This window comes from Rufibacter aurantiacus, from assembly GCF_017916345.1.
Taxonomy (GTDB): Bacteria; Bacteroidota; Bacteroidia; order Cytophagales; family Hymenobacteraceae; genus Nibribacter; species Nibribacter roseolus.
The window spans coordinates 946179-958422 of record NZ_JAFMSV010000003.1 but is presented as its reverse complement, the minus strand read 5'-3'; the positions used below and the strand labels follow the sequence as shown (position 1 = coordinate 958422).

Annotated in this window: 7 protein-coding genes; all 7 read left to right on the top strand. The window is 38.5% G+C overall.

Going from position 1 to position 12244, the window contains the following annotated elements; genetic code table 11:
* Positions 1-46 precede the first annotated feature (46 nt).
* From J3P34_RS14470 to J3P34_RS14440, 7 genes are read left to right on the top strand one after another with little or no spacing between them, the layout of a single operon-like run.
* The gene (locus J3P34_RS14470; RefSeq protein ID WP_210489354.1) at positions 47-736 is read left to right on the top strand and encodes a hypothetical protein; all 690 of its coding nucleotides are present in this window, start codon (positions 47-49) and stop codon (positions 734-736) included.
* A 13-nt stretch (positions 737-749) separates the two neighbouring features.
* On the top strand, positions 750-3191 hold the full coding sequence (locus J3P34_RS14465) for an Hsp70 family protein (RefSeq protein ID WP_210489353.1): 2442 nt from the start codon (positions 750-752) through the stop codon (positions 3189-3191).
* A 10-nt stretch (positions 3192-3201) separates the two neighbouring features.
* The gene (locus J3P34_RS14460; RefSeq protein ID WP_210489352.1) at positions 3202-4974 is read left to right on the top strand and encodes a hypothetical protein; all 1773 of its coding nucleotides are present in this window, start codon (positions 3202-3204) and stop codon (positions 4972-4974) included.
* On the top strand, positions 4971-6407 hold the full coding sequence (locus J3P34_RS14455; RefSeq protein ID WP_210489351.1) for a toll/interleukin-1 receptor domain-containing protein: 1437 nt from the start codon (positions 4971-4973) through the stop codon (positions 6405-6407). The genes J3P34_RS14460 and J3P34_RS14455 overlap by 4 nt, the downstream gene beginning before the upstream one ends.
* 8 nt (positions 6408-6415) lie before the next feature.
* The gene (locus J3P34_RS14450) at positions 6416-9949 is read left to right on the top strand and encodes a tetratricopeptide repeat protein (RefSeq protein ID WP_210489350.1); all 3534 of its coding nucleotides are present in this window, start codon (positions 6416-6418) and stop codon (positions 9947-9949) included.
* A 4-nt stretch (positions 9950-9953) separates the two neighbouring features.
* The gene (locus J3P34_RS14445) at positions 9954-10403 is read left to right on the top strand and encodes a hypothetical protein (RefSeq protein ID WP_210489349.1); all 450 of its coding nucleotides are present in this window, start codon (positions 9954-9956) and stop codon (positions 10401-10403) included.
* Between the two features lie 23 nt (positions 10404-10426).
* Positions 10427-12244 (top strand): Hsp70 family protein, encoded by a 1818-nt coding sequence (locus tag J3P34_RS14440; protein ID WP_210489347.1) that lies wholly within the window; start codon positions 10427-10429, stop codon positions 12242-12244.

The window sequence follows — 12244 nt, the reverse complement described above, 5'->3', positions numbered from 1 at the left end:
TTTGCTGGTGGGTGTATTCTATTTGATATGGATTAATAGAGTTAAAATGGTATCAGCTTTTACAATTCCTGTTTTAATTTTTTTATTAGCAGTGTTTGTTTATCAGATTATATTACTGATATCTGGACCTAATACAGATGTAGATTCGAAATCCAAGCCCAATACTGAGGTTAACAAAAATATTGAGAAAAATAAAGGTGGTAAGCAAATGCTTCAGCAAGCAATGCTAAAACCTATAAGACAATCTATTGAAGAGGGTTTAAGTCTAATCATTCTAAATTGCAATCAGGGGAATTTAGAGGAGGAAAAGAAATGCCTTATAAAGTCAGCTTTAGAACCGCAACTTCCTCTAGTTGTTAAGCAAGGGTCAGCAATTTTTGAAAAATGTATTGAAGAAGATAAAGTTCAATCATTTCTAATTCAAAAAGGCGAACAAGCAATTTATTTTTTAGCCATTCCAATACTAGGGGATAGACCTCACTTATTGAGACAGATAGAAGGCTTTTCTAATGGTTTAGCGAGTCACATTAATCAAATATTTTCACAACTACAATCGGGTGATAAAAACACAACCCTTCTCATGGTAGCTTTTTTTAAAGATACTGGTTTAAATGGTAATATCATTTATGTAGGATTTAGAAACTCTGAAGAATTTCTATTACCACAATCCTTGATAAGCAGTATTGAAGCTTCCCGCTTTTCATTAAAAACAACTAACATCCGTCAATCAATTTAAACAAAAGGTTTTTATGTCATTAACTATAAACTACGGAATAGACCTTGGCACCACTAACTCTGCCATTGCTTTTCAGGAGTTGGATAAACCTAAATTGTTAGCAGATGCTTCCGGGGCTGCAATCCTTCCTTCAATTATCCATATAAATTCTGATGGAGATGTTTTTACGGGAAATGATGCTAAGGAATTTGTGTATTCGGATCCGGAAAATACGAAGAGCGAATTTAAACGACTAATGGGGACTAAGGAAAATTTATACTTTCCTAATAATGGGAGAAGCTATCTACCAGAAGAACTTTCGGCCCTAATTCTTCAAAACTTGGTATACCGTACCTGCAGTTTGGAAGGAGAGCAAATTAAGGCCGCAGTAATTACAATCCCTGCAATGTTCCATTTACCTCAAAACGATGCAACCCGTAAAGCAGCTCAACTTGCAGGAATTGAACATGCTATTTTACTACAAGAGCCAATTGCTGCAGCAGTGGCTCATGCCAGCATAACTGAAGAAAATGAAGGTATTTGGATAATCTATGATCTTGGAGGTGGAACCTTTGACGTTTCTTTGGTTCGCTCAAAGAGTGGAAGGCTTCAGGTGCTCGACTACGATGGTGATAACCAATTAGGAGGTAAAGATTTGGACCGATTAGTAACAAATGAACTAGCCCTCCAAATAAAAAATAAGTTTGGTTTGGATGATTTTCATCGGTCAAATCCCATATATAAAGAGTTATTCTCTAAGCTAAAAACAGAGGCAGAAAAAGCGCGTATCTTGCTTTCTAAAGAGGAGCAAACGATTATAAACTTAGATGGTTTGCCTCAGGAAAGACAATTTGAATTGATACTTTCTAGGGAGCATTTAGAGGAAATAATTCAACCAACTGTTGCACGTACAGTTAAGTTATGTCAAAAAGTCCTTAAAAATAATCGGGTAAACCCACATGATTTAAATGGAATAGTTATGGTGGGCGGACCTACACTTACACCATGTTTACCATCCATTTTACAAAAAGAGTTAGGAGCAGAAGCCAAGCATTTTATGGACCCAATTAGTATAGTTGCTTATGGTGCAGCTGTGTACGCATCTACCCAGAAATTGCCCAATAAATTGCGCAAAGAACCTTCTCAAGTTGATTCAGATATAATTGAATTGCAGTTGGCTTATGAATCTATGACAACAAACCTTAGACCTTTATTGGCCTGCCGTTTTGAAGTAAAGAACGGATTAATTCCTAAATACATCCAGGTAATAAGAACCGATGGTGGGTTTGATTCAGGTCAACTTCCTCTTATGGCTTCCGGGGCTTTTATGGTTAATTTAATGGTCCGCGCCAATGCGCTTAATGCCTTTAAAATAAAAATATTTAAAGCTTATGGAAATGAATTAGGTATCACTCCAAATGAATTTACAATTCTTCATGGACTGAGTATCGCCCAGCCGCCTTTATCACAATCTATTGGTATAAAGTTAGCTGATAATACAGTTGCCTGGTACATAAAGAAAGGAGCATCTCTGCCTGCTGATAAAACCCTTACTCACCATACAACCGCTACTTTAAAAGAAGGCCAATCTGGTGAGGCCGTTCACGTGCCTCTTGTACAAGGAGAAAGTGAACGAGCTGATCGAAATAATGTAATAGGTGTACTACATATTAAGGCTGAACAAATCCGCTATGACCTTCCAATAGGATCTGAAGTACAGGTTACATTATCAGTGGATGCTTCTTCTCAAACTATTGCACGGGCGTACGTACCTTCTTTAAATCAATGGTTTGAGGATATCGTCCGATTTGATATGGAAATTAAGAAGCCTGAAGAAATCGAATTATTGTTAAGCCAGCAAACTGATAGGTTATCTCAACTGGAGGCAATGGCATCGGAACTTGATAATGAGTTCGGTGAAGGCCAAGAGCCGATAGAAGAGAATGTACAATTAAACCAAATAGAGCAGCTAATAAAAGAAGGTGACACGGACTCCATGCTCATAGCTGATAAATTAATACGTGAGATGGCTAAATATTTGGATGAAAATGAAAGTATTAACGCTAACGATATTCTTGAAGCACAATTTAATAAGCAGGTAAGGAGAATTGAAGAAGGCCTACAGCAAGAAATGTCCAGTAGTGAAAAAATTCAATTTCAGGAACTAAAAAGAGAGTATAATAACGCTGTAAAGGAAGGGGAAACCCTAGCGGCTAAGGACAAAGTGCAGAAAATACAAGATTTAGCAGACCATGCATTTACAAATTCTGATGGTTTTATCTATGCTATGTTTGAATACTTAGCCCAGTATTGTAGAAAAAATGCCATTGAAGACGCAGAGTCTATAATCACTGCCGGCACAGCGGCTCTGGAAAGAAATAATAGGTTTGGTATTCGGGATGCTTGCCTTAAATTAATGGAATACCTTCCTGAGGAGGAAAAGAAAGATATTGGAGTATTATCACATTTACGATAAATTAATTTTTATGGAATACCAAGAAACAACTTCCATAGTTGGTAAAGGTAGTCTTAATCATTTCAGACTTAATCCTTTCAGAATATTAAATATTCCAATCGAAACCAGCATTGAGGAAGCTAGCTGGGCTGCGGAAAGCTTGGCAACCATGTTGGCAGTTGGAATATCGCCGGAAGGATCTAATCCTATTTCTTTCTTAGGCGTGTATTCAGAAGCAGAAATTAAAAAGTCCTTTACTCAGTTAGAAGAGCCGCTGGAACGTTTGGTAGCAGAAGTGTTTTGGTTTGATTTGGTAAATGACCCAAATGCAAAGCCTCTAACCACATACCTTAATACTTCAGATATTAATGCGCTTATTGCTTATCGGTCCAGCACTACTACTAGAATAGAAGAAAGTGAGTTAACCACTTCAATTTCCGAACAAATAAATTTAGCCAATCTGAACCTGCTTCTTGGCTTTGCCGGACTGAATGACCTACCTCTCGGTTTGGAGCCAATTGAGTCAGACTGCCCTGAGGATAATAAACCAGCTAGACAGACATTGGAGTTTACTTGGAAAAAAATGGATGGCCTTTCTGTGGTGGAGAATCCACACCTGGTACTTGCTAAGGCAGATGATTCTATTTCCCAAAGGTGTACTTGGGCAAGCAGCCTTAAAGCTTCATTATTTGGTTGGAACAAAGTTCTCCAGCACGAGGAGTGGGGAAATTATATCAGACAAAAAATTGAACGCTTACAAGACGATCTTTTGGATGATAGTACCCCGGAATTACTAAAGCGCATTATTATAAACCGGCTTACTGAATTAATTGCACAAGAGATAAAAGAAACTATTCGGGAAAATAAATACGAATTTACCCGCCAGTTATTACAAATAGCCAGCCAGGTAGAAATGGACTCAAATTCCTGGCGTACAGCATTGGCACCAACTAAAGTATTTTTGCAAAATGAGATCAATCAGCTAGCTGAATTATTAGGAGAGGAGGCGGATACTACCCTAAAAGACATTCGCAATTATTTTACAGCCATTAACCGTTGGAAGCAACAATGGATTAAAGTTGATCCTGAGGATGTAATGGGGGGGGCTTACTTAACAGATGAAGCTGTACTACGGGGTTTCCGAGCTCTTACCCAATTAGAGTTATCACAGGGTACCTTACAGGAAAATGAAGAAATATTAAAATTAGCAAATGACTTAGCTTTCAATGCTTCTGTAAAAGAAAAGGTTAGTTATTATAGTGAAACCTTAAAGGAGTTATACAAAGACCTCACTTGCTATTTTTGCCAGAAAAGAGAAAGTGATAGTAGTTGCCCATTGATTTTAAGGGGTATGCAGAATACAGGAGAGGATGAAAATGCAATCCATTACTCTACAAAGTTTGGATATGTTCCCCGCTGTAATCGTTGTGGTGATTTGCATAACTCTATTAATAATTGGGGATTGGCCATTAGCATTCCTGTTTATTTGACTTTAATATATTATTTCATTTTAATATTAATTGAATCTGAAATTCCAGGAATTATACTTGGGGCTGTTATATTAATTATTGGTTTCCTCCAGAGGATTTCTATTTCAACATTTGGATATATTGTCGGTGCACCCTTTTTAGTTGCCAGGAGCATAATAGGTACAATGGTAACTCCAAATGGTGAAAGGAATTATGGTGAGGCTGATTCATCGCCTCAGAGTATGAAATTGCAGGCAGAAGGCTATGATACTACTATTTGGTGCAAAAAGTTTGCATTAGAAGATGCTAAGGCTTTACTAAACCAACAATCATGAGTCGCATTTTCATCAGTTACAGCCGTAAGGACCTTGAATGGAAAGAGCGATTAGAAAATATTCTTCGGCCATTAACAAGAATTGACAATAGAAATTTTTCAATTTGGACGGATAGCATGATTGGTTCGGGCGAAAATTGGTTTGAAGTTATTCAAAATGCTTTGGATGATGCACATGTTGCCATATTGCTTGTAACTAGCGATTTCTTGAATTCTGAGTTCGTAAATGAGAGGGAAATACCAAAATTGCTTAAAAGACGACAGAATGAAGGAGTTGTAATTATTCCGGTTATTGTAAAGCAATGCTTGTGGGAAAATATTACCTGGTTAAGTACTATACAGTGCAGACCAAGAAGTGGAAGACCTCTGTCGTCCTTACCAGAAGACGATGCCGATAAAGAATTAGTTGAGTTAGCGAAGGAAATTATTTCTCTATCAAAAGGTGTAAGTAATAAACCTGCTCAATCCCATCGTTTTGTAACGGAGATTGAGGGTTGTAGGGGCAAAATTGTGTTTGGGACTATAGTTGCCGACAATTTAGTGATAGGTAATGAGCATAACGAGTGGTTTTGGATAGATTATCAAAAATCTAACAGTACAAAACTTTCCACTTTGTCGGCATATTCCTCCTGTCTGCAGAATAATTCAACAGAAATTTTTCTTGGTCTTTATGATAAAAAACTTGCCTATTCAAAGAACGAGAATTGGGAATTTGTTCCTATGCCAAGCTCTGTTTTATCTTTAACTAAAAGGGAAAATGATGTAATAACAGCTGATTCGGCCGGGATGATAAGCGTCTTTAACAACGATAACCTTTCAGTTTTGCCTATTTCAATTAAGGAACCAATTCTGCAGGTACTTGCCTTACAAAATCGCGGATTCGTTATTTTGGGTGTTTCAGGCAAACTATGGCACTTGAGTCAGGATTCGACATCGCTAAAACAGTGTAATATACCCCTTGATGACCCCGCTTGGCAGCTAGCACCTGCCTTGCAAGAAGGCTTTGTTCTGCTGATGCATACGAATCAACTGACATTACTTGATGTACTCTCTAATTTGGTCACGGCAATTATTCAGCCATTGCCGCTCAACTCAAACGATGTATTTCGTAAAATAATACCTTCTTTTAATTTAGAATATTATGGGCTTCTAACTGATGAAGGTAGCTTTTATCTAGTGCCAGGTAATTTACGTCATCCTCGCCTTATAGATTTTTCAGAGTCTGGCACAGAAGTAAGTGATATAAACCCACATGCGGATGGTGGTTTTTGGTTATGGACTACTGATGGGCGACTTTACCTGATTGAGCCAAACGGCACATTTAAAAAATTTAATCTTCAACAAGTACAATATGCTTTCTCTTCTCCAGGAAAAGCATCTTTTATTGTGTGGAAGAATGCAGACAAATATTACATCGGTTCACCAACCAAATAAACCTCCATATGAATGATCAGTCTCATCTACTTCACCTGAATTGGGAAGCGATTTTGATTGATATCGAAGCGCGTTACCAGCAGGCAACAGATGCTAAAATACCGCACCGATTGGCTTCTGTTGCTAGTTTAGCCCCTTTGTTTATACCCGATTTAACAAAAGCTATACAATGGATAAACATAGCGATGGAAGTAGAACCACTTAATCCTCTTCATCGTTACCGTTTAGCTTTGTCGTTTATGCGCTTTGGCTTATGGAAAGAGGCACTTCAGGTGTTGGATAGTTTGATAAAGGAACTTCCTGCAACTATTTTTTTGCCTCAATATTTACGCGGCTTGTGCTACTTAAAGAATGGTCTTGAGAAGCGAGCTAACAATATAGCTAACGAAGTTTTATTATCCCACCCTGGTAATATCCCTGCTAAATTTCTGGGTGCTGATGCCCTTATTCGTCAGCGCTTTCAAAGCGTGGCAAAATCATTTACACAATTGCCTAAAGGTTTAGAGTATGAAGGCTTTTGGGCTGATTTGCTGCTTAAAACCATACTGCTTTACCCACAAGAAGGCATTCCTTTTGTAGAGAAGTTTTTGAAAGAGCAAAAAATAATATTGCAAGGGGAGAAAGCTATAGAACTGGTCCGTTTGGTAATCCAATTTCACAAATATACCTTAGTAGATATTGTTGAATATTTACATAATATACCTGCCGGCAGCAAAAAAGAACAAATTGCGCTACTTTGCTTTTATAACGCATCGGTAAGTACCCTTGGTAATGATGAGTTGCTTGTCCAACTAAACCAAATGCACAAGGCTTTGCCGGAGCGAAGCAGTGTCAGAAAGTTACTTGTTACTTTTACTACCCGGTTACTTGCTAAAGAAGCTGGTAATTCCAATTTTGAGAAGGCCCTTTCTCTTAATGAGAGGTGTATGCGGTTAGAGCCATTTGATCCAATTCATTACCAAAACCGTGCTACCTTGTTCACGCTGATGCGCGAATCTGAAGGGTATCATCAATCTTGGGAGAACTTAGATCGCCTTGAATACCGGCTCCTGTTATTGGGCTTCACAGATGAAAAAAGAATGCGTTCAATTGCCAGACGCCACCGAATGTTTGCTCAACAAGCCCGTTTAAGTGCTCGCCCTAGCGCGGGTGCAGTTGGTGTTCACATGGGTATTTTCAGAGAAGACCTAATTAAAAACAAAGAAGATGAGTGGCGGCTGAGTGTGAATCAGACCTTAATTACTGATGACCCCGAACAACTCCGGCAATGGATATTTCACCGGCAGGCCGAAATGGTTTTTGCTCATTTGGCCATGGGTGAGCAGCCAAGGCGATTTCTACTTGGATTTTATAACGAAGCTTCTACCAACGGGAAACTAGCAGGGTTAGTAAAAATGACTGATGCTTTACCTGTGTTGATAGCAGGTGAGGGAGAAAAATTGCAGGATTTAATAAAGGAATTTTGGGAAAAACAGTATGCTGGGTTTTCTCCCGACTATTCCCCTCCAAACGAAGAAGACGAATTAATCTCTTTTCTCCAAGAAAACCATTTGGATACTTTAGGGGATTTAACCATGCTATGTTTAAGTTGGGAACCTAAGGCAGAACATGAATTTATTGTTTGGGAACTACTTGCATTTCTAGAAGCCTCTACGCCGTTCTTAAATGCAGCCCTACTGTTTAAAACGCAGGAGCTAACTGCTACCCCATGGCTTTGGCTTCGTCATACCATCCTAGAACAACTAAATTTGCAAGAGCCTCCCCAATCGCTTGGTAAATGGCAGCAGAAAAAAGTGGCTGATCATCTAGCCGCATCATTGCTAGTAAACCTTTCATGGGAAAAGTTCAGAGTTGATAGTTCACCAGGAGGGATTGTAAGAGCAATTAAATTGTTAGATAAAGCGCGGAAACTTGACCCTTCTCTATTGCAAACTGAATATTTCTCAGCTTTTTTTTATTATCAAGGCAGCTTTCTTCAGGAGGCAAAGGAGGCTATACAGCGGTTTTACAAAGTTTTGAAAGACAAAGATTCATCCTGGATCAAGCGAATAGAGGAAATACAACAACTTATTAACAAGGCGGAACCGGGTCAGAGTAAACAATTTTTTAAACCAGATAATGTAAACGATGTCCCCTTCTTAACAACTGACATGCATACGGAACAAGTGTTGAGGGAAGCCATTGAACAAATGCCTGCAAGCTTTGATGCTTATGAAAAATTAGCATTACTGTTATCATCTTCTGCCCGCTGGGCAGAGGCAATTTTAGTTTCGGAGCAGGCAGTAACCCGATGTCTTACTCGGGTAAGTCAGTTAAAAGCACGAATGTTAAACATTGAAATTCTTGCTTTACAGCTTCTATCAGGAAATGTTCAGGAGGAAATACATCTATATACAAAAGGAGTACCGGCCAAGTTACAACAGTATATTATGCAACAGCCTCAGGCAGAAATACCCTATGAACTGTTGTATCTGGCAGGCAAAATATACCTTACCGAAGGTGAGGTGAACCTGGCAAAGGAATATTTTGAGCAATCGCTTAAAAACTGTTCAAGACAATTGCACTTTGGAGTACTTAAAAATTTAGTTCAAAATATAGAAAGAATAATAATCGAGCTAGCTCAACAAATTGCTCAACAGGCTGTTCGCGACCAAGATTTTACCAAAGGTGTAAGTTTTTTGCTAAAAGTAATACCGCATTTACAAGATCCTAGAATGCTTTTATTAGATATAGCAGAAATTCAAGTGTCGGTTATAATTATGAATTATCAAATAGATTTGCCTGGCCCATTACTCCCTTCATTTTCGGTTAAGGCAGATTGGAACGAACAATTACAATATATAATTAATCAATCATCTGGTTTAAAGCAAGTACGAGGCTTTATAGGTTTAGCAAATAAATTAGCCCCGGAATTTGGTAAAAAAGGTAATCAATTACTGGAGAAACTAAACCAATTAGAAGATAATTTACTTACTGTGAAAGCCCTTGATAGCTCTAATAAATTGCTCAAGGAGGGTAAGTATTTAGAAGCATTGGCTGCCCTAGATTTGCCGGATCTTTATGCTGCCCCTGGCTTTGCCATTTTGCGGCAAAAGGCCTTTTTGTTGCTAAAACTTGAACGTTTAAAAGAAGCAGACGAGTTAGCCGCTATTATTACTAACTCGGATGAGCCTGCAGCTAAACAATTTGGAGAACGGTTTGAATTACTTAGAATTAAAATTCAGATACAGATTACCCAACAATACCTGCGAAAAGGGGATTACCAATCGGCATTAAAAATATTACAAACATTTCAGCCACAAACCCAAGAAGATGTATTAGAAACTGTTTACTGTAAAGCACTGGCTTATTTTCTTGAGGCTTATGATAAAATAAAAATGGGCAATAGAATTGAAGCTATTGCATTATTCCAGAAATCCCAAAATGAAATAGAAGATCACATTCAAGCTGCCAGATCTTCGAAACATACTCGGCTACTTGAACTTTATGATAAAACGTCTAAAGAAATTGAAAATAATGAAGCAGCGAAGGCCCAAACCTAAAAGTATGGTACAGTACGATCCTGATAACTTTTATAGCCAACTTGGCATATCTCCTCTTATGCCTACCGATGAAATTAAGGCTTTCATAACAAGTAAGCAGATGGAAGCAAGGAAAAATAGACGAGGGCAAACAAATAAGAAATTAAACTCAGCCGATGATATCTTCATCCGGCTACAAAAAATATTAGATGCTATTGGTTCTTCAAAAAAGAGGGAAAAGTATGACTATGAAAATCCGCAAAATCAAGTGCTTACGGTACAGCCTAGCCCTTATGACAATTGGCTCGATCGAAAGAATCAGATTGAACTAGTAACTGCTTTATTAGTAGAAGTTTTGGGAAATAATTGCTGGCTTCCTCATCCTGATTCCTTATCACTTTGGATGCCAACTGGCATCGACTCCGACTTAGAAACATATTTAACTCATTACTTTGATAATAATCCTGAATTTTAAACTCTAAATATAAAATTAAAATAATGGCAACTTACCACAGAGTTATCGGTATTGACCTCGGTACCACTTATTCGGTTGTAGCAGCTTACAATTTTGACCGGCAAGAAGTAAAGGTTATCCCCAACCGGCAAAATGAGCCCACTACGCCTTCAGTAGTATATATAAGGCAGACAGGAGAAGTATCAATTGGCAAATCGGCTAAAGAAAAGCAACAACAAGACCCAGAGGGAGTGCTAATTGAAGTTAAGCGACTTATGGGTGAAAAAAGCACGTTGAATACAAAAGAAATGGTTACGGTTCGACAAAAACAATATGATCCGGAAGTTATTTCTGCTTTTATTTTAAAGGAACTGAAGGCCTGTGCCGAGAGAATTATAGAGGGGCCGGTGCATGATGCAGTTATTACCGTTCCGGCTTACTTTAAAGAATCCCAAAAAAATGCCACACGGGAAGCTGCAAAAATTGCTAAACTGAATCCCCGTTTGATTATTAATGAGCCGACTGCAGCTGCAATTGCTTATGGGTTAGATGCTAATGAAGTACAAAGTTTTATAGTTTATGATTTTGGAGGTGGTACCTTCGATGTTTCTATTGTCCGAATTGAAAATGAGAACACGGTTGAAGTAGTTGGTACCGGCGGAGATTCTAATTTAGGTGGGGGCGATATTGACGAATTGCTGACTAAGTGGTTTTTCCATAAAATGCAGCAGCAGTTTGGCCGCGATCTTAGCGAAAACCGAAAGCTTAGGGGTAAAGTCCGCTTAGAGGCCGAGAAAGTAAAAATTAATTTATGTAATGAAGGAGCCAACCAAGAATTTTATATAGCAAATCCATTTGATGGCGTTGAGGAAGTAAGTTTTTCTATAAGTCCACAGGAGTTTGACCAGATGGTACAGCCTATTTTGGAAAAAACATTTGATCAGGTGCAAATCGCGCTGGAAAGTGCCGTTAAAAACTTTGGTGTTACTATGGAAGACATTGAAGCTTTTATTCTGGTAGGAGGATCAAGTAAAATTCCCGCAGTTGGCAAACAATTACAAAAGCGTTTTAATAAACCAGTCAAATCTAACCTTAACCCAGATGAAATAGTTGCCATGGGTGCTGCCCGCATGGCACTTAATTATGATCCGAGTGAGGCTGCTGTCCTTATAGAGGAGGAGATAAAACCTTTGGAAAGTTTAAATAATCTAACTGGAAATGGGGGCGAAGTAACCAATACCAATATAATCGATGTAGTAAGCCATACCCTTGGAGTTGGTTTAGATGAAGATCTTTACGATTCACTTATTCCAAAGGATAGTATTATACCGCACCGGGTAAGTCGCAGGGGGTACACAACGGCCAAGGATAACCAAACGAGTATTCTCGTACCCGTTTACCAAGGTGAAAACAAGAAAGCTTCTACAAATTTTAAACTAGGGGAAGTGATTATTGATGGTATCCGACCAGAGCCTAAAGGATTTCATGAATTTGAAATATCATTTTCTTTAGATGCTAGTGGGATATTTTTTGGTGATGTGAAACACCTGCAAACCGGTGTTGTGAAGCCTATACAGTTAGAAAGAGGGCAAGGTGCACTAACGGAAAAAAAAATTAAGGAACTTGCTGAAATGGTGAATTCGGGGAACATTAATCCAGTAGGGGGTACTCCACCACAACCTGAAGACAATGTGACAGCCTTACTAAATAAAGCAAAACAAATTTTGCCTATTCTTCCGGAAATGAGGCGTAAGGAATTGGAAATTGGAATTCGCCAACTTGAAATGGCTCGTCAGAATAGAAATGCACAGGAAATGGGGGCGGCATTGGTCAACTTAACAATGTTACTGATCGATAATTGA

What these genes read in the sequence shown, in the direction of transcription:
- J3P34_RS14445 (WP_210489349.1), top strand. Translation starts at nt 9,954, where the DNA reads ATGGTACAGTACGATCCTGATAACTTTTATAGCCAACTTGGCATATCT.
- J3P34_RS14465 (WP_210489353.1), top strand. Translation starts at nt 750, where the DNA reads ATGTCATTAACTATAAACTACGGAATAGACCTTGGCACCACTAACTCT.
- J3P34_RS14460 (WP_210489352.1), top strand. Translation starts at nt 3,202, where the DNA reads ATGGAATACCAAGAAACAACTTCCATAGTTGGTAAAGGTAGTCTTAAT.
- J3P34_RS14450 (WP_210489350.1), top strand. Translation starts at nt 6,416, where the DNA reads ATGAATGATCAGTCTCATCTACTTCACCTGAATTGGGAAGCGATTTTG.
- J3P34_RS14470 (WP_210489354.1), top strand. Translation starts at nt 47, where the DNA reads ATGGTATCAGCTTTTACAATTCCTGTTTTAATTTTTTTATTAGCAGTG.
- J3P34_RS14455 (WP_210489351.1), top strand. Translation starts at nt 4,971, where the DNA reads ATGAGTCGCATTTTCATCAGTTACAGCCGTAAGGACCTTGAATGGAAA.
- J3P34_RS14440 (WP_210489347.1), top strand. Translation starts at nt 10,427, where the DNA reads ATGGCAACTTACCACAGAGTTATCGGTATTGACCTCGGTACCACTTAT.